This window comes from Xanthomonas euroxanthea (assembly GCF_900476395.1).
GTDB lineage: Bacteria > Pseudomonadota > Gammaproteobacteria > Xanthomonadales > Xanthomonadaceae > Xanthomonas > Xanthomonas euroxanthea.
Genome location: NZ_UIHB01000001.1, coordinates 328,650 through 346,619 on the forward strand (window position 1 = coordinate 328,650; position 17,970 = coordinate 346,619).

Sequence of the window (17,970 nt, forward strand, 5' to 3'; positions counted from 1 at the left end):
CGACATCCGTCGTTCGTTGTCTGGATGCGAACGGCTGCGGGCTTGCATCTCCGGTGTGGCGTGCAGATGCGCCGCTACGTGGCGACGCGTCGCATGCCTCACAGGCGGCAGCCGGGCAGCGCGCACGTGCAAGCAGCGCTGTCCGGACCCTCAGGAGTAGCCGTTGTCGATGGCCTCCTGATGGGCATCCCTTTCTTTCCTGACGGACTGCCGGCGCTCTTCGGCGGTGGTGGGGATGCCGGCCATCAGGCGTGGCGCTCCCAGCCTTTCCAACTGGTCGTCGGTGTTTTTGACGATCTGTTCCAACGCGAGCATGTTTCGGTAGCCCTGCATCATGCGTTGCAGGCGCCGTATCTGGTCGTCGGGTGCGTCGCCTTTCTTCAGGGACTCCAGGCGTCGTTCCGCGCGCGCGTAATTTTTGGCCAGGGCAGTTCTGTCGACGGATTTGCGCCGTGCCTTGAGGACTTCGCGGCGATTGTGCTGCATGACGTCCATCTGGACCATGGCCAGGCCGCTGGCCGTGGTCCGTGGTGCACGGATGTCTTCCATCGGTGCAAGCGCGACCAAGAGTGCATCGAGCTGACTGTCGCGGACCTCATTGCGCCGGGCGATCAGGACCGCACGCGTCTCGAGCAGTTGTTGCTCCTCCGGAGTGGCCTCGCGGTCCTCGATGAACAGCTGTTTTTGAATGTCGCTGCACCGCTTGGTTATCTCGGCCAATTCCCGATCCAGGCTGCGCAAGGAGGGGGGCCTTCCGGGCTGGGGGCGTGGAGAGGACACCGACGATCGCGAGGGCTTGGGCGTGATCGGCACCGAATCCGGCACCGGCATGCCGTGCTGCGGCAGTGGCCCCTCGTCACGGCGCATTCTTTCGGGGACAGGCGCCTGCATTCTCGGATCGATGGGACGTTGCTGCCCGTGCAGCTGCTGCGCACGCGATGGCTTAGACGGAATCGAAACGGACGGCCTGGTGGGCGGCGCCTGCTGCGGTCGCGGCCACTGCACCCGCTGATGATCCGTTCTATGGGGCATGGGTGGCTGCCGACGCTCATCGACGCGGGTTTGCTTCCCGTGCATCTGCTGCGTGCGATCGGGCGTCACCGGTGGCGTGCGTGCAGGTGGGCTCTCCACTGATTCAAGCGTCGGGGAGCCCATGCACGTCAACGGCAGCTGCTTGCGCAACGATGCCAGCGATCTACGCGCGGAGGCGAGCATGCCGCGATGCGAGTTCGGTGCGCCCTGTGCTGCGGCGGACTTGGGGGCTCGAGACAGCGGGTGCTGGGGTGAGGCGCCTGCAATCAACGGCGTCGTTTCGGTCGAGTTGGCGCTGTGCGGGTCCGGCGCGACACGAGGACGGTTGCCGAATAAGTGACTCAGGCGCATCACACACTCCCGTGGGTCATCTGCACGCATGATAGCCAGCGCTGCCGCGCCCTCGAGGCGAGTTGCGAACCGGAGTCGCGCCGGCCGAATGCCTTCGTCAGCCCAACCGCATCCCCCAGGCGATCGCCGCAATTGCCGGTGCCGCCAGCAACAGCCCCACCCATCCACGGCGGCCGATGTGCTCGCCAAACCCCAGTTTGCCGACGAGCGCTCCCAGGACGACCACGCCCAGGTTCATGCTGGCGAAGACGGTGGCCGGGCTATGCGGCAGCAGCTGATGGGCGCGCACGTAACACAGGATGTTGCCGAAGTTGAGCGCGCCGAGGAGTACGCCGGCGAGCAGGTTGCGCAAGCTCAGACCTGCGACACCGCCCCGGCGGATGCCTTGCAAGCCAAGCATCAGTACCCATGCCAGGGCAAAGCACAGCGTCAATGACGTCAACGACGGCGTGCCGGCCTGTGCAATGTGCTTGAGCAGCAGGTCGATTAGGGCAAAGCCCATCCACACGCCTGCCAGCCATGGCCAGCCGACGGAGGTCGGCGTTGCATCCGCAGCGGTGTGGTGACGTGGCCGTTGCAGGATGCAGACGATGGCCAGCAGGCCCAGCCCCAGTCCGGCCAGCTTCCAGGCATTGACCGGTTCACCGAAGAGCGTGAAGGCCGCCGCCAGCGAGAGCAGGAGCGAGAGCCGTTGTGCAATGTCGGTGCGTACGATGCCGGCGGTGGCGACCGCACGTGCCAGCAGCATGAAGATCGCAGGCAGCGCCACCGCCAATGCGAACAGTGCCAGCCAGGGCGTGGTCGGCGCGCGCAGCGTGTCCAGTGCCGGATGCAGGGTCAGCCACGCCAGCAGCGCGGCAGTGGCGTAGTTCCAGGTGATCGCCTGCGCAGCGTCCAGGCGATAGCGCGGCAGCAGCTTGAGGACCACCGACACCAGGACACTGCAAACGACGGCAAACAACAGAAAATGCATGGGCAACGCAACGAAGTGTGCAGGCAGGGCGATGAACGCGGCCGGCGGGGCGGCTATTATGACGGTATGTCCAATCCCTTATTCCCCACCGAATCGGCTGCGTTGACGCTGGATGGGCCGGTCGGCCCGCTGGATGTCGCGGTCGATCTGCCCGAGCCGGATGCCGCCGTGCAACCGGTCACCGCCATCGTCTGCCACCCGCTCTCCACCGAGGGCGGCAGCATGCACAACAAGGTCGTCACCATGGCGGCGCGCGCGCTGCGCGAGCTGGGGATCACCGTGGTGCGCTTCAATTTCCGCAGTGTCGGCAATTCGGCCGGTGCGTTCGATCATGGCGATGGCGAGCAGGACGACCTGCGCGCGGTCGCCGCGTGGGTGCGCAGCCAGCGCCCGGGCGACACGCTGTGGCTGGCCGGTTTCAGCTTCGGTGCCTATGTGTCGTTGCGTGCTGCCGGCTCGCTCGAGCCGCAGGTGCTGATCTCGATCGCGCCGCCGGCCGGGCGCTGGGATTTCAGCGACGTGCAGCCGCCGGCGCACTGGCTGGTGATCCAGGGCGATGCCGACGAAATCGTCGACCCGCAGGCGGTGTACGACTGGTTGGAAACCCTGGAGCAGCGGCCCGAACTGGTCCGCATGCCCGACACCAGCCATTTTTTCCACCGCAAGTTGATCGACCTGCGCGGTGCGATCCAGCATGGTGTCCGGCGCTGGTTGCCGGCCGCCGTCTGACTGCGGCAGGGCCCATGCGTATCGCCCGGCGATGCGCCGTTGAGCGGGCAAGGCAGCAGCCGGCCCGCGGAGAACACGATGAGTGAGATGACCCCGTCGCAGCGCTACGCCGCCGGCGTACAACGCGGCGACTGGCGCGCCGACCCCGCGCAGCAGGCGGCCCTGGCGGAACTGGACCGCATCCACGAGGCACTGGTGGACAGCGCGCAGGACGGCTGGCTGGACCGGCTGTCGGCGTTCTGGAAGAAGCCCGAGCCGGTGCGCGGCCTGTATTTCTGGGGTGGGGTGGGGCGCGGCAAGACCTTTCTGGTCGACCTGTTCTACGACGGCCTGCCGATCAAGCAGAAATACCGCACGCATTTCCATCGCTTCATGCGCGGGGTGCACGAGCAATTGCGCGAGCACGCCGGGCAGAGCGATCCGCTGGCCAAGATCGCGCAGCAGTGGCGGGAGAATCTGCGCGTGCTGGTGCTGGACGAATTCTTCGTCACCGACATCGGCGATGCAATGCTGCTGGCGCGCCTGCTGGAACGCCTGTTCGCCGAAGGCGTGACCCTGGTGACCACCTCCAACACCGCGCCGGAAAACCTCTACGCCAACGGCCTGCAACGCGACAGCTTCATGCCGGCGATCGGCCTGCTGCAGAAGTTCTGCGTGGAACTCTATGCCGAAGGCACCGAAGATTACCGCATGCGCGCGCTGACGCGCTCGCCGGTGTATCGCGCGCCGCTGGATGCGCAGGCCGACGCGTGGCTGCTGCAGCGCTGGGGCGAACTGAGCGGAAATTCCGAGGCGCGCAGCGGCAACATCGAAATCGAGGCACGCAAGATTGCCGTGCGTGCGCGCGGCAAGAGCATCGCCTGGTTCGATTTTGCCGCGCTGTGCGAGGGCCCGCGCGGCCCGGGCGACTATATCGAGATCGCGCGTGAGTTCACCACCGTGTTGCTGGGCGGCATCCCGCACTTCGACCGCATGAACGAGGACGCCGCGCGCCGCTTCGTCAATCTGATCGACGAGTTGTACGACCGCCATGTCAACCTGGTCTGCACCGCGCAGGACGCCCCGCCCGCGTTATACAGCGGCCAGCGCCTGGCCGGCGCATTCGAGCGCACCGCCTCGCGCCTGATCGAGATGCAGAGCGCCGACTATCTGGCCACCGCGCATCGCGCATAGACATGCAGGCGCGCCCCGGCCCCGGACTCCACAAGATCGTCGTTGCCGACGAAGACCGCGGCCTGGGCCAGTTCGGCGGCGGTGCCTGGTTGCACGATGCCGCGCAATGGCCAACGGATCCAGCGACCGGACAGCCGATGCTGCCCATCGTCATGCTTACCGGGTCGTTCCTGCCCACGCCGTATCTGCCCGAGGAGATGGCGCTGACCGTCTTCGCCTCGATCGAACGATCTGGCGGCGGTTACAGCCGATCGTCGCTCCGCAGGCTCACCGTCAATCAGCAAGGTGAATGCGACAAGCTCGCACTGGGCCACAGCAAGGTGCTGCTGCATCGACGTGCCGCGCAGGAAGTGTGCGTCGGTGACGGTGCATTGTTGCTCGGGCGTCATTGGATCGGTCTGCAGCCATTCAATGACGACGACATGGCCGAAGAACTGGAAGATGACGACAACGGCGCAGGCATGAGCAAGCAACTTGGGCGACCGTGCTGGGTGCACGATCCCATCCATACGAGCCCGCGCTACTACTTCCTTGCCCAGTTTGTAGAGTCGCAATTACGCCGCGTCGATCCCGGCTACGCCGGCCTGTTCGGTGATGGCACCGGTTATCTGTTTGCAGACCAGCGTGCCAGGAAGCTGGGCGACGGCGCGGCGGCGGGGCATTTCTTCATCCAGTTCACCTGAGCCGTGGCTCAGGGCGGTGGCGTGGCGGTGGCGCAGCCGCTTGCCCGCAGGAACGAAACACCGGAAATCGCTTGCTATTAAATAGCGTGCGATGTAGATTGCAGCCATGGACACCGCCACAGCCCCCACCGCCCGGACCGACGCGCTGCTACAGCTCGACAACCAGCTGTGCTTTGCGCTGTATTCGGCCAACCTGGCGATGCACAAGCTCTACCGTGGGCTGCTCAAGACGCTGGACCTGACCTATCCGCAATATCTGGTGCTGCTGGTGCTGTGGGAAACCGACGGCCGCAGCGTGTCGGAGATCGGCGAGCGCCTGTTCCTGGACTCGGCCACGCTGACCCCGCTGCTCAAGCGGCTGCAGGCCGCCGGACTGGTCACCCGCACGCGCGCTGCCAGCGACGAGCGTCAGGTGATCATCGCGCTGACCGATAGCGGCCGCGCGCTGCGCGCCAAGGCCGGCGCAGTACCCGAGCAGGTCTTCTGTGCCTCGGCGTGTTCCCTGGAGGAATTGCGTCACCTCAAGCAGCAGCTGGAGACATTACGCTCCAACCTCGGCGCGGGGTAAGGCGAGCCAGCAGTGCCTACGTACCATGCAACATGTCGCACACGATTCAATCGCCAACTATTCATTCACATCACGCGCTGACAGCGCTCACCTGGAGAACCACCATGGCTGTACTTGAAAAAGTCCTCTACACCGCCCACGCCACTGCCACCGGTGGCCGCGAAGGCCGCGCCGTGTCTTCCGACAAGGCCCTGGACGCCAAGCTGTCCACCCCGCGCGAGCTGGGCGGTGCCGGCGGCGATGGCACCAACCCGGAGCAGCTGTTCGCTGCCGGCTACGCTGCCTGCTTCATCGGCGCGATGAAGGCTGTCGCGGCCCAGGACAAGCTCAAGCTGCCGGGCGAAGTGAGCATCGACAGCAGCGTCGGCATCGGCCAGATTCCGGGCGGCTTCGGCATTGCCGTGGAACTGCGCATCGCAGTGCCGGGCATGGATCAGGCCGAACTGCAGGCGCTGGTCGACAAGGCCCACCAGGTCTGCCCGTACTCCAACGCGACCCGCGGCAACATCGACGTCACCCTGACCCTGGCCTGATCCACGCCAGCATCGCCACCCGCGCCATGGGGTGGCGCCAGAAACGGCCCGGCGCATGCGTCGGGCCGTTTTGTTGCAGCAGCGCAGCGCAGCTGCGCAGAACCACCGGCGACCGGCGACAGCGCAACCTGGCACGCCCGCGGGACGAGACGCCATAGCAGGCGATGCGACGCGCGTCCGGGGACGTTTGCAGGCTGGCGATGGGCATCGCTGCGCGGCACACTGTTGCGATGACAGTGCCTGTTTCTGCGCCCTCGATCGGACGCTGCTGCGCATGAGCGCAACGCGTTCCACCTTGTTACTGCTTCCCGGTCTGCTCAACGATGCGCAGTTGTGGCACGCCCAGCGCGTGGCACTGGCCGACGTTGCCGACTGCGTGGTCGGCGACCTCACCCAGGGCGAGAGCATGCGCGCGCTGGCAACGCAGCTGCTGGCGCAGATGCCGCCGCGCTTTGCATTGGCGGGGTTTTCGCTGGGTGGCTATGTCGCGCAGGACATCCTGCGTATCGCCCCTGAGCGCGTCGAGCGGCTGGCGTTGCTGGATACCTCTGCACGTGCCGATTCGCCCGAGCGCGCGGCACAACGGCGCGCGCAGGAAGCGAGCGTGCGTGGCGCCAGTGCCTTCCACGGATTCGGCGAACGGCTGCTGCGGCACTATGTGCACCCCTCGCGCTGGCACGACGAGGCCTTGCTGGAACGGGTGCGTGGCATGACCCAGCGTCTGGGCGTGGAGGTATTCCTGCGGCAGAACCGGCTGGAGCGGGAGGACGGCCGCGCACTGCTGCGCGCCTATGCCGGCCCGCTGCTGGTGCTGTGCGGTCAGGACGATGCGATCACTCCGCCTGCATTGCACGAGGAAATGGCCTCACTGGCAGCACACGCGCGGCTGGTAACGGTGCCTGCCTGCGGGCATCTGTCGCCACTGGAGCAGCCGCAGGCGGTATCGGATGCGCTGCGCCACTGGTTGCTCACCTGACTGCGGTAGCCGAGCTGACGCAACCACGCCTGTGGCCGTGCGTCCGCCCTGCGGCAGAGGGTATCAACCAGCGCGGACTGAGCCAGCTTCAGACCAGCAGTTCTGGCAAGACCATCAACGCGCCGTTGGCTGACACGTGATGCATGCATGCACCATGTCGTGCGCACTCACCGCAACCGGACAGCCGATACGAGCCAGTGTGCTGCAAGAACCGATTTGCAGGTACGCCCATGCCGCCTGCACTGCATCGCCGCTGTCAGTGCGCCGCCGTCACCACGACGCTGTTGGACGCCGGTACATCGGATTGGTCGTTCTGCCGGTGCGTGTCGAGTTCTAGCATCTGCAGCCGCTCGCCCTGGAAGCGATATTCCAGCGCCTGCTGCAGCCCATACAGTGCCTGCGCCTGCGTGCACAGCGTCCGTGCCTGCGCTTCCAGCGCCTGACTGCGTGCCTGCATCTGCTGCTCCATGCGTGCGTCCAGTTGTTCGCCGCGCTGCTCCAGCTGCGCAGTGCGTCCGGTCATCACCGTCCACATGACGCTGCGGGTCAGGCTGCCGGCCAGGTCGTCGGCAGCGCGTTCGACACTGGCTTCGAACCGTTCGTCGAACAGTGCCTGTTCCCAGCGCCCACGCCCCAGCGTGGCATCGACCTGCGCAAGCGCGGTGCCGCGCAGGCGCTCGACCTTGCGCTCCTGGCGCGTACTGTCGGTGAGCATCTGCACTACCCCGGCCAGTGCGTCGAAGCTGATGTCGACCACCGAGCGGGCAATGGCGGTTACCGCCGGCATCAGTGCGCGGGCACCTTGCTCGAGGTCGCGCAGGCGTTGCGCATCGGCAGCGCTGACGGGTTGGGGTTGGCGATCGATGTTGAGCTCGCCACCGTGGAAGAAAATCTCGCGCGGTATGCCTTGCTTGCGACGCAGCCAGATGCCGCCGCTGTCGGCCAGCACGTCGTAGGAGGTCCTGATATCGCACTGCTCGGCGGACACCTGCGGCTTGGCGGCTGTGGCCTGTGCGCTACAGGCCGCCAGCAGCAGGAGCGGGGCCAGGACGGTGGGCAAGCGCATGACGATGCCTGGGAGCGGGGATGCGGCAGCATGGCGTGCGGCTGCGCGCCTTGCCATGGGCAGGAAGTCAGGGTGCCGCGGCGGCGGCCAGGGCCGATGGCGCACCGCGTGAGCGGGGTCGAGCATCGGCGCGCCCACATCTTTCAAACGTTTGGCTCACTTGATACTCACGGTGTATGGTGTGAATTATGTTGCACAGCAGCATCGGAGCTCAGCAATGCGCGACTCACGCATCGACAAGGTTGATCTGGCACTCACCGAGATTGCCAAGGACCCATCGGAGAAGGTGGCGCTCTGGCAGTGGGCGTGCCGCGAGATGCTGCACGAGACGCTGATCGGCATGCACCAGCTCTCGCACCTGGCCGGCATTTCCCAGCAGGTTGCCAACGACTGGCGCGCGCCGGTGGACGTGATTGCACCGGAAAAGCCGTACCTGGCCGCCTCCGCACTGGCCGACCGCCGTCTGCCGCAGGTGCTCGATGGCCTGGGCAATACCCACGACGACAATGCCCGCGCCACGCTGTGGCGCCTGCGTTATGCCAGCCTGATCGCCGCCACGCTGCAGGGCATGCAGGCACTGGCCGACAAGCACCGCATCGATCGCCAGGCGATGGCGCTGGGGCAGTGAGCTGAGGCGCTGCGCGGCCGCACGGGCTGCGCAGTGGCCGCAGTGGTCGCGTTACGTCAGGACGCTCGCTTCAATGCCGGACGGCGGCTTCTTCCAGATGGCGCCAGGCATGCCGCACGATCCAGCGCGCCTGGTCCCAGGGCACCGACAGCATCGGTCGATAGTGGTAATAGCCGTCCTGCAGCACGCGGTACAGCTGTGCTTCTGTCGCGCGCGGATAGGCCAGATAGATCTCGTAGCCGAGCGTCAGTAACCGGGCGTAATCGGCAAAGGCGTAGCCACCCAGATGGCCTTCGGCGTGGACATTGCGCCAGTAGGCGATCTCTGTATCGAGATTGACGGTGCGGCGGGTCAAGACGGACGCGCTGTGCATGGGTAGGACTCCGTTGCCGAGGCTACCCCCCTGTGCCTGGCACCGTAGCAGCGCCTGCCGTGTGCAACCAGCACGCGACGACGAGCGGTCGCCGCGGTGGCGGTGCCACGGACCGGACAGCGCCGATCCGTGGCAGCCGGGACCTCAATCCCAGTCGGGTGCGATCGCCTTCGGATTGGCCAGGCGCTGGCCGCGGTCCAGGGCGGCGATCTCGGTCATGTCCTGCTCGCTCAACCGCAGCGTTTGCGCCTTGAGATTGCTTTCGAGATTGTCGCGCTTGGTCGAGGACGGAATCACCGAATACCCCTGCTGCAAGGCCCAGGCCAGCGTGACCTGCGCCGCAGTGGCGTCGTGGCGCGCAGCGATTGCCTGGATCACCGGATCCTTCAGCACCTCGCCCACGGCCAGCGTCATGTACGAGGTGACATGGATGCCCTGCTCGCGCAAGAACGCGATCAGGGTGCGGTTCTGCAGGTAGGGATGCACTTCGATCTGATTGGTGGCGATGGCATCGGCGCCCAGGATCTCGATGGCCTGCCTGATCAGCGCGATGGTGAAGTTAGACACACCGATCGCACGGGTCAGGCCCTGCTGCCGAGCCTCGTTCAAGGCTTCCAGATACTCGCGCATCGGCACCTGATCCTTCGGCGAAGGCCAGTGGATCAGGGTCAGATCGACATGGTCGGTGCCCAGTTTGCGCAGGCTGTCCTGCAGGCTGGGCAGCAAGGCGCTGCGTTCGAACTTGTCGACCCAGATCTTGGTGGTCAGGTACAGCTGGTCGCGCGGCAGCCCGGAGGCGGCGATGGCCTGGCCAAGCTGCTCTTCGTTGTCGTAGATCTGCGCGGTATCGATGGCGCGGTAGCCCAACGCCAGTGCGTTGCGCACCGAGTCGATGACGACCTGGTCCTTGAGGCGAAAGGTGCCGAGGCCGAATGCGGGGACTGTCATTGTGTTCCTTTGGTAATCGGGAATGGGGAATCGTAAAAGCGGGGAACGTATCCGGCGCTGCGAGTCGAGCTAGTCGAGGGCAACGACGGCCTTGCCGAAGTTCTCGCCGCGCAGCAGGCTGATCAGGCCCTGCGGGGCGCTGTCCAGGCCGTGCAGGACGTGTTCGCGGTACTGGATCTGGCCCTCGCGCAGCCACTGGCCCATCTCGCGCAGGAAGGCGGGCATCAGGCGGATGAAATCGTGCTGGATGAAGCCGCGCACGGTCAGCCGCTTGCGCAGCACCTGCCCCATGAACTCCGGCAGGCGATCCGGCCCCGGTGAGGCTTGGCCGCGGCTGTTGTAGGTGGCGATCACGCCGCAGACCGGGATGCGCGCGAAGTCGTTCAATTGCGGCAGTACCGCGTCGAAGACCTTGCCGCCGACATTCTCGAAGTAGACGTCGATCCCGTTCGGGGTGGCCGCGCGCAGCTGCTCGGCAAAGTCGTCGGCGCGATGGTCCAGTGCCACATCCACACGCAGCACCTCGCGCAGATACCGCACCTTTTCCTCGCCACCGGCGATGGCCACCACGCGCAGGCCCTGCAGGCGCGCCAGCTGGGCCACGGTGGCGCCGACCGGCCCGCTGGCCGCCGCCACCACCAGGGTTTCGCCGGCCTGCGGCTTGCCGATTTCGTGCAGGCCGGCGTAGGCGGTGAAGCCAGGCATGCCGTACACACCGAGCGCGGTGCTGAGCGGCAGGCCATCGTCCTTGGGTAGCTTGCGCAATGGCGTTGTGGGTGTGAGCAGGCTATGGCTCTGCCAACCGCCGGGCAGCACCAGCAGGTCGCCGGGCTGATAGCCGGCATGGTGCGATTCGAGCACTTCGCCGACGGTGCCGCCTTCCATCACCGCGTCGATCTCCACCGGTGCGGCGTAGGACGGGCCGTCGTCCATGCGTCCGCGCATGTACGGGTCCAGCGACAGGAAGCGGTTGCGCACCAGGATCTGTTCGTGCCCGGTGGGCGGCAGGGCAACCTCTTCAATGCGGAAATTGTCGGCGCTCGGCTCGCCGTGCGGGCGTGAGGCCAGCACGATGCGGCGGTTGGTGATCGATGTCATGGGGATTCCTTGCGGAAAGGGCCGCGCGTACGCGGCCGGAAGGCACAGCCGCGCTGGCGGCTGCACGCGGGAAGACCTGTGTCCGTCGCTGCGATGCGCGCGTGCTGCAAACCGATGCGTCAGGCCGCGTCGGCCGGATCGGGGGCGCTTGCGGCATCGAGCTGTGCAATCTGATCGGCGCTCAGGGATACCTGTGCAGCGGCCAGCACATCGTGCAACTGGGTCACGCTGGTGGCACTGACGATCGGTGCGGTCAGGCCCGGACGCGCGATCAGCCAGGCCAGTGCGATCTGGGCCGGCGTCGCAGTGTGGGTGGCCGCCAGATCGTCCAGCGCCTGCAGGATGCGCAGGCCGCGCGGATTGACGTATTGCTTGACCACCGAGGCGCCACGCGCGCTGCTCTTGCCGGCGTCGTCGGCGCTGCGGTATTTGCCGGTCAGAAAGCCGCTGGCCAGCGAGTAGTAGCTGATCACCCCGAGCTCGCGCTCGCGCACCAGCGGCTCCAGCTCGGCTTCATAGCCGGCGCGGTCGTAGAGGTTGTATTCCGGTTGCAGGCTTTCGTAACGCGGCAGCTTGTACTGCTCGGAAACATCCAGGGCGTCGCGCAGGCGGGCGGCGCTGTAGTTGGACGCACCGATTGCGCGCACCTTGCCCTGTTCGATCAAGCGGCCGAACGCGGCCAGCGTGGCTTCCAGCGGAATCGATGCGTCGTCTTCGTGCGCCTGGTACAGATCGATCACATCGGTCTGCAGACGACGCAGCGAATCGTCCACGGCAGCTGCGATATTCTCCGGCGACAGGCCCGGATGCTCGCTCCACTTGGCCACCTTGGTGGCGATCAATACCTTGTCGCGTTTGCCGCTGCGTGCGAGCCAGCGCCCGATGATGGTTTCCGACTCGCCACCGCGGTTGCCCGGCACCCAGCCGGAGTACGCATCGGCGGTGTCGACCAGATTGAAACCGGCATCGACGAAGGCATCGAGCAACGCAAACGAGGTCGCCTCGTCGGCGCTCCAGCCAAACACATTGCCACCGAACACGATCGGTTGAACCTGCAGGCCGGAGCGGCCTAACGCGCGGGAATGGGTCATCACGGATGCTCCTGATTCGAACTGCCGACAGCATAGTCATGCGTGTCGATGTTGCGTGTGACACCTGCGTGGATTCTGCGTTCCGCAGATCGCCCTCATCGACTCACGTCGTTTGAACATGTGGCACGCCGCGCCTGGTGCGGCGCGTCATGCGGCGCCTTGATCCATGCACATGGCAGGCTTCCGGCCGCATGCTAGGCTCGCGCTACTTTTTCCCGTAAAGGGCGCTGCGATGATCCGCAACAAGCTGGTGTGTGCATGTGTGGTGGGGATGGCAGTGGCGATGAGCGCGCCACTGGCAATGGCAATGAAACCGGCCGATAGCGCCAGCCTGCCGGCGCCCGACGCGGCGCTGCAGAAAGCCATCGACGGCAACTGGCGCGATCGTGTCTACGTGCAGCGCGATGTCTATCGTCATCCGGGCCAGACGCTGGCGTTCTTCGGCATCAAGCCGACCCAGACCGTCATCGAAATCACGCCGGGCGGCGGCTGGTACTCGGAAATCCTGGCGCCGTACCTGCGCGACAAGGGCAAGTACGTGGCGGCAGTGGTCGACCCGGCGGCGGTGCCGGAAGGCCGTGGCCGCGATTCGGCACAGCGCGGGCGCGACGAGCTGGAGAAGAAGTTTGCCGCCAAGCCGCAGGTGTACGGCAAGCCGTCGTTCGTCTCCTATGTGCCCAAGACGCCCTCGTTCGGCGTGGATAACTCGGCCGATCTGGTGCTGACCTTCCGCAACGTGCACAACTGGCGCATGGCCGGCAATGCCGAGGCGATGTTTGCCGGCTTCTACAAGGTGCTCAAGCCCGGCGGTGTGCTTGGCGTGGTCGAGCACCGAGCCAAGGCCGACGTGCCGGCCGACGACAAGAGCGGCTATGTCGGCCAGGCGCAGTTGATTGCGATGGCCGAAGCGGCCGGGTTCAAGCTGGCCGGCAAGAGCGAGGTCAATGCCAATCCGCGCGACACCAAGGACTATCCCGGTGGCGTGTGGACCTTGCCGCCGAGCAACAGCCACGACAAGGCCGACGATGCCAAGTACAAGGCGATCGGCGAGAGCGACCGCATGACCCTGAAGTTCGTCAAGCAGTGAGGCTTTGCCTGCATGCCGACGCATTGCGCGTCGGCGTGCAGGTCTCTGGCGGTCCGTCGTGGTGCGTCGCTGCTGGAATGACGTGCGCCATGCGATGACGGCGCTACCAGGCGCACAGCCATACAGATAGCGCGGCCAGCGCCGTGACGGCCAGCCAGGCCGACGCTGCGGTGGTCGCCCGCAGCAGGCCAATGCTGCAGCAGCGCCCGCGTCGCGATGCTTGCTGCGTCAGCGTTCATCGCCGTTGCAGGCAGGTGCAGCGCCTCGGCGTCGCGCGCGGCGCGATTTCTTCAATCCGGTGCACGACCCACGCGCCACGCGCGTGGCATGCAACGCTCTTGCGCAACAGGACTGGCATGTTGGTGTTGTTGAACAAACCCTATGGCGTGCTGTCGCAATTCAGCGACCGCTCGCAGCCGCCCAAACGCACGCTGGCCGAATTCGGCCTGCCGGGCGATGTGTACGCGGCGGGCCGTCTGGACCACGACAGCGAAGGCTTGTTGTTGCTGACCGACGATGGCGCATTGGCGCATCGCCTGACCGACCCGCGCCACAAGCAACCCAAGACCTATTGGGTGCAGGTGGAAGGCGACCCGGCGCCTGCGCACCTGCAGGCCTTGCGCGATGGCGTGCTGCTCAACGACGGCCCGACCCGTCCGGCCAAGGTGCGCAGGCTCGACCCGGCACCGGACCTGTGGCCCCGCGATCCGCCGGTGCGGGCCCGCAAGACCGTGCCCGATGCCTGGCTGGAACTGCAGATCACCGAAGGCCGCAATCGCCAGGTGCGGCGCATGACCGCCTCGGTCGGCCTTCCGACCCTGCGTCTGATCCGCGTGGCGATCGGCGACTGGAGACTGGATGCGCTTGCGCCCGGCCAATGGCGCGTCGAACAGCCGCATCCCGCGCGGCCGGGCAGGACGCGACGCTGAGCCTGATGCATCCGGTACCGCGGTAGCTTCACCGCACGCGACGCTGAGTTGATGCATTCAGTACACCGGTCGCTTTACTGCACCGCCCATGCAGCATTACCCGCTGGATTGGCAACGCAGGAAGGATGCAACGGTTGCGTGTGTCTGGATGGCCGATCCATTCCAACGATGCCTCGATCTGCAGTGCTTCAGGGCATGCTTGGTGAGAGGGGCGCGGGTGTGGACAGGCAATGCGACCCACGTGGTCGGTGATGGTCTGGACCCGCACATGGTGTGCCGCATTCCTCGACCGCGCGAGTGGGTGTCGATGACTTAGCGAGGTGGTCGTGCCGATGTCATCCACAAACAAAAACGCCACGGCGCAGGGCCGTGGCGTTTTTGTTTGTGCCTGGAAGGACGGCTTATTCGATGCCGTCACTCGGCGTCACTGCGCCGCGGCGCTGGTAGGCCGCACGACGTGCGCTGGCATTGCTGGCGTTTTCGCGATCCAGGCGGTGCACGTTGCCGCCGGGGAGCTGCTGGTCACGCTGGCGCTTTCGATACACGGCATAACCGATCAGGCCCAGGCCGGCGACGGCAGCAGCCACGGTGACGGCCGGGTTGCGCTTGACCACTTTGCCAACGACCTTGCCGCCGGTCCGCACGGCACCCAGTGCTGCGCCGGTCTTCAACCATTCGCTGGCGCCCGGGCCGAAATGACGCAGGCTGCTGCCTGCATGACGGGCCTGATCACCAGCATTGGATGCGGCGTGACGCAAGTGGTCGCCAGCATTGCCAGCCAGTTCCAGGGCACGCTCCAGGGCGCGTTCGGTGATCACAGTCAGCTTGCTCATTGGAGGCGTTTCCTTTCTGAGTACGTGGGCCGCAGTGTGTGGGCTGATGCGTATAGACCGTGTTAGCGGTGGTGGAGCTTGTTTGGCTTGCGGTTAAGTAATGCGGTGGGGCGCATTGGCGCGGGCGTCTGAGTAGCGGTAAATAACAGAGCGATGCGCATGCGCGTCGCTTCCCTTCTCCCACCGGGAGAAGGTGCCCGAAGGGCGGATGCGGGTACGGGCGAAGCCCTCGCGTTGTTCCACCGCAGGTGGCTTCGCTCGTACCCTCACCCCAGTCCCTCTCCCGCGGGGAGAGGGGCCTCAAGTGCCACGTGGTTTTGCTCTATGGGTTGCAGTCGCAGTCCAAGGATCGTCGGGCCACGGATGTCTGGGATACCGCCCCTTCATCTCCTTCCTGACATCCGGATAGGTCGTGACCCAGAAGCTCTTCAGATCCTGGGTGACCTGCAACGGGCGCCCGCCGGGCGAGAGCAGATGCAGGGTCAGCGGGATGCGGCCGTCGGCAATGCGCGGGGTTTCGGCCAGGCCGAACAGTTCCTGCAACTTGACCGCCAGCACCGGCGGCAACGGCTGCCCGGCGTGGTCGAGGGCGTAGACGATCTGCCGCTCCATGCCCGAGGGCACGCTGATGCGGGTGGGCGCGTGGCGGTCGATCAACTGGCGGCGGTCCCACGGCAGGGCGGCCTTGAGTGCTTCGCCCAGCGTGGCGTCGTCCAGCGCATCCAGGCGGGTCTTGCCGGCGAAGGCCGGGCGCAGCCAGGTGTCCAGCGTGTCCAGCAGCGCCGTATCGGACAGATCGGGCAGCGCCAGCTCGGGCATCCAGGCACGCAACGACTGCAGGCGGGCACGCCATTGGCGCAGGCCGTCGGTCCAGGGCAAGGCATCCAGGCCCAGCTGACGCACAGCCTCGGTCAGGGCGCCGGCGGCTTGCGCCGGATCGACGCGGCCGGCCGGGCGGCTGTCGAGCACGATGCGGTCGAAGCTGGATTGCCGGCGCGCGACCAGGGCGCGCTTGTCCGCATCCCATTGCACCAGGTCCTGCTGCACGAAGCGCTCTGGCACGCTGCGGCGCAGGTAGCCTTCATCCACCGGCGCGGCGCGTAGCAGCAGCGCGTCCTTGGCTTCGTAACGCAGTTCGCTGGCGACCAGCCACGGCTCGCCGCGCAGGTCGCTGTGGTCGAACAGGCGCGCGCTGCGGCCGTTGGCGAGCAGGTAGCGCAGCGGGTCGTTGGGGTGGCGCGCGGCAATGCGGTCGGGGAAGGCGTGCGAGAGCAGGTCGCCCAGTGCATGCGCCTCCACGCTGGCAGGCGGGGCGCTGTCGCAGCGCAGCCGGCGTCGCCATTGCCTGGCGGCGCTGTCGATCGCGGCCAGGCCGCCGCGGTTGGCATCGTGCGCGCTGCGGCCCTGCCGGAAGGCAGCCAGTGCGCGCCAGCGCGCGGCCAGCCCATCGCCGCCCTGATGCAGCGGGTCGCGTGCTTCCAGCAAGGCGGCCAGGTCGCAGGCCAGCGCCATGCGGGTCGCATCGCCGGCCTGCACCAGCATCGCGGCCAGGCGCGGATGGGTGCCCAGCGCGAGCATGCGCCGGCCCAGCGCGGTGATGCCGCCGCTGCCGGTGAGTGCGCCCAGCCGCTGCAGCAACTCGTGCGCGGCGGCCAGCGCGCCGGCCGGCGGTGCATCGACGAAACGCAGCGCGGCGCTGCCCCAGGCGGCCAGTTCCAGCGCCAGGCCGGCCAGTTCCACCTGGGTGATCTCCGCGCGCCGCTGCGGCTCCAGCCGTTGCGATTGCGGCCACAGCCGGTACGCCCAGCCGCTGGCCACGCGGCCGGCGCGGCCGGCGCGCTGGTCGGCCGAGGCCTGCGCAATGGTGGTGATGTCCAGCCGCGAGAAACCGCTGTTGGGGTCGTAGTGCGGCTCGCGCGCCAGCCCGCTGTCGATGACCACGCGCACGCCGGGCAGGGTCACCGAGGACTCGGCCACATTGGTCGCCAGCACCACGCGGCGGCGCCCCGACGGGTCCGGCTGCAGCACCTGGCTTTGCGCCTCGACCGACAGCTCGCCATGCAGCGGCAGCACCTGCACCGCCGGGTCCAGCACGTCCTGCAGGGCGCCGTGCACGCGTGCGATCTCGCGTTGGCCGGGCAGGAACACCAGCACATCGCCCGGATGGGCGGCCAGGGCGTGTTCCACCGCGCGTCGGGTCTGCGGCTCCAGCGCTTCGTCGCGGCGCGCGGGGAAGTGCGCGACCTCCACCGGGAAGCTGCGCCCGGCGCTGCTCAGGCGCGGCGCGTCGAGAAAGCCGGCCAGGCGTTCGCCATCGAGCGTGGCCGACATCGCCACGATGCGCAGGTCTTCGCGCACCTGCGCCTGCACGTCCAGCGCCAGCGCCAGGCCGAGGTCGCCGGCCAGATGGCGTTCGTGGAATTCGTCGAACAGCAGCGCGCCGACGTGCTCCAGCATCGGGTCGTCCTGGATCATGCGGGTCAGGATGCCCTCGGTGACGACCTCGATGCGGGTGCGCGCGGAGGTCTTGTTCTCGAAGCGGATGCGGTAGCCCACGGTCTCGCCGACCGGCTCGCCCAGCTGGCGCGCCATGAACACGGCGGCGCTGCGGGCGGCCACGCGGCGCGGTTCGAGCATCACGATCTTGCGACCGGCCAGCCATGGCGCGTCCAGCAAGGCCAGCGGCACCTGGGTGGTCTTGCCGGCGCCGGGAGGGGCTTCCAGCACCAGCCGCGGATGGGTGGCCAGGCTGTCGCACAGCTGCGGCAGCAGGGGGGAGATCGGAAAAGCAGGCTCGGTCATGCGCGGGAAGGATACGGGGCCGCCACCGATGGCGCGATGGTCGGGCGGACGGGTGAAGCCTGTCGGGGAATCCGGAAGTGCTCACCTCTTTGGGCAT

At 67.0% G+C, this 17,970-nt stretch carries 18 protein-coding genes; 9 read left to right on the plus strand and 9 right to left on the minus strand.

The features are described from left to right. Positions 1 to 150 precede the first annotated feature (150 nt). Complete coding sequence (gene xopR, locus CPBF1521_RS21740) at positions 151 to 1,413, minus strand: type III secretion system effector protein XopR (protein ID WP_328589246.1); 1,263 nt, start codon at positions 1,411 to 1,413, stop codon at positions 151 to 153. A 67-nt stretch (positions 1,414 to 1,480) separates the two neighbouring features. Next, positions 1,481 to 2,356 carry an EamA family transporter gene (locus CPBF1521_RS01390; RefSeq protein ID WP_181901064.1) on the minus strand — a complete coding sequence of 292 codons (876 nt, stop codon included), beginning with the start codon at positions 2,354 to 2,356 and terminating at the stop codon, positions 1,481 to 1,483. Between the two features lie 66 nt (positions 2,357 to 2,422). On the opposite strand from CPBF1521_RS01390, the gene CPBF1521_RS01395 reads away from it, so the two are divergent. The 6 genes from CPBF1521_RS01395 to CPBF1521_RS01420 all read left to right on the plus strand — a co-directional run bounded on the left by CPBF1521_RS01395 (position 2,423) and on the right by CPBF1521_RS01420 (position 7,018). Then, positions 2,423 to 3,085 (plus strand): alpha/beta hydrolase, encoded by a 663-nt coding sequence (locus CPBF1521_RS01395; protein WP_115676469.1) that lies wholly within the window; start codon positions 2,423 to 2,425, stop codon positions 3,083 to 3,085. A 78-nt stretch (positions 3,086 to 3,163) separates the two neighbouring features. Next, on the plus strand, positions 3,164 to 4,258 hold the full coding sequence (gene zapE / locus CPBF1521_RS01400; protein WP_104649585.1) for a cell division protein ZapE: 1,095 nt from the start codon (positions 3,164 to 3,166) through the stop codon (positions 4,256 to 4,258). Positions 4,259 to 4,260: 2 nt separating this feature from the next. Continuing rightward, the gene (locus CPBF1521_RS01405) at positions 4,261 to 4,941 is read left to right on the plus strand and encodes a hypothetical protein (RefSeq protein WP_235858377.1); all 681 of its coding nucleotides are present in this window, start codon (positions 4,261 to 4,263) and stop codon (positions 4,939 to 4,941) included. 106 nt (positions 4,942 to 5,047) lie between these two features. After that, entirely contained in the window at positions 5,048 to 5,509 is a 462-nt protein-coding gene (locus CPBF1521_RS01410; RefSeq protein ID WP_104583930.1) for a MarR family winged helix-turn-helix transcriptional regulator, read from the plus strand. Positions 5,510 to 5,613: 104 nt separating this feature from the next. After that, the gene (locus CPBF1521_RS01415; protein ID WP_104583929.1) at positions 5,614 to 6,042 is read left to right on the plus strand and encodes an organic hydroperoxide resistance protein; all 429 of its coding nucleotides are present in this window, start codon (positions 5,614 to 5,616) and stop codon (positions 6,040 to 6,042) included. Positions 6,043 to 6,316: 274 nt separating this feature from the next. Further along, positions 6,317 to 7,018 (plus strand): alpha/beta fold hydrolase, encoded by a 702-nt coding sequence (locus CPBF1521_RS01420; RefSeq protein ID WP_115675666.1) that lies wholly within the window; start codon positions 6,317 to 6,319, stop codon positions 7,016 to 7,018. A gap of 256 nt (positions 7,019 to 7,274) precedes the next feature. Here the strand turns inward: CPBF1521_RS01420 and CPBF1521_RS01425 are convergent, their stop codons facing one another. Beyond that, positions 7,275 to 8,141, minus strand: a complete 867-nt coding sequence (locus tag CPBF1521_RS01425) for a DUF2884 family protein (RefSeq protein WP_115675667.1) — start codon at positions 8,139 to 8,141, stop codon at positions 7,275 to 7,277. A gap of 160 nt (positions 8,142 to 8,301) precedes the next feature. On the opposite strand from CPBF1521_RS01425, the gene CPBF1521_RS01430 reads away from it, so the two are divergent. Beyond that, complete coding sequence (locus tag CPBF1521_RS01430; RefSeq protein WP_164739289.1) at positions 8,302 to 8,712, plus strand: hypothetical protein; 411 nt, start codon at positions 8,302 to 8,304, stop codon at positions 8,710 to 8,712. A 70-nt stretch (positions 8,713 to 8,782) separates the two neighbouring features. On the opposite strand, the gene CPBF1521_RS01435 is transcribed toward CPBF1521_RS01430, so the two are convergent. The 4 genes from CPBF1521_RS01435 to CPBF1521_RS01450 form a co-directional block, all read right to left on the minus strand. Continuing rightward, positions 8,783 to 9,085, minus strand: a complete 303-nt coding sequence (locus tag CPBF1521_RS01435; RefSeq protein WP_115675669.1) for a hypothetical protein — start codon at positions 9,083 to 9,085, stop codon at positions 8,783 to 8,785. Positions 9,086 to 9,229: 144 nt separating this feature from the next. Continuing rightward, positions 9,230 to 10,033, minus strand: coding sequence for a 2,5-didehydrogluconate reductase DkgB (gene dkgB, locus CPBF1521_RS01440; RefSeq protein ID WP_115675670.1), 804 nt, complete (start codon positions 10,031 to 10,033; stop codon positions 9,230 to 9,232). A 69-nt stretch (positions 10,034 to 10,102) separates the two neighbouring features. After that, positions 10,103 to 11,131 carry an NADP-dependent oxidoreductase gene (locus CPBF1521_RS01445; protein ID WP_115675671.1) on the minus strand — a complete coding sequence of 343 codons (1,029 nt, stop codon included), beginning with the start codon at positions 11,129 to 11,131 and terminating at the stop codon, positions 10,103 to 10,105. Between the two features lie 119 nt (positions 11,132 to 11,250). Then, positions 11,251 to 12,222, minus strand: coding sequence for an aldo/keto reductase (locus CPBF1521_RS01450; protein ID WP_115675672.1), 972 nt, complete (start codon positions 12,220 to 12,222; stop codon positions 11,251 to 11,253). Between the two features lie 232 nt (positions 12,223 to 12,454). On the opposite strand from CPBF1521_RS01450, the gene CPBF1521_RS01455 reads away from it, so the two are divergent. Together CPBF1521_RS01455 and CPBF1521_RS01460 are read left to right on the plus strand one after the other, a co-directional pair. Next, positions 12,455 to 13,309 (plus strand): class I SAM-dependent methyltransferase, encoded by an 855-nt coding sequence (locus CPBF1521_RS01455; RefSeq protein ID WP_053046057.1) that lies wholly within the window; start codon positions 12,455 to 12,457, stop codon positions 13,307 to 13,309. Positions 13,310 to 13,665: 356 nt separating this feature from the next. Further along, positions 13,666 to 14,238, plus strand: a complete 573-nt coding sequence (locus tag CPBF1521_RS01460) for a pseudouridine synthase (RefSeq protein ID WP_115675673.1) — start codon at positions 13,666 to 13,668, stop codon at positions 14,236 to 14,238. Positions 14,239 to 14,639: 401 nt separating this feature from the next. Here CPBF1521_RS01460 and CPBF1521_RS01465 read toward each other — a convergent pair whose 3' ends face one another. Next, complete coding sequence (locus CPBF1521_RS01465) at positions 14,640 to 15,071, minus strand: hypothetical protein (RefSeq protein WP_104649576.1); 432 nt, start codon at positions 15,069 to 15,071, stop codon at positions 14,640 to 14,642. A 300-nt stretch (positions 15,072 to 15,371) separates the two neighbouring features. Beyond that, the gene (gene hrpB / locus CPBF1521_RS01470; RefSeq protein WP_115675674.1) at positions 15,372 to 17,873 is read right to left on the minus strand and encodes an ATP-dependent helicase HrpB; all 2,502 of its coding nucleotides are present in this window, start codon (positions 17,871 to 17,873) and stop codon (positions 15,372 to 15,374) included. Between the last annotated feature and the right edge of the window lie 97 nt (positions 17,874 to 17,970).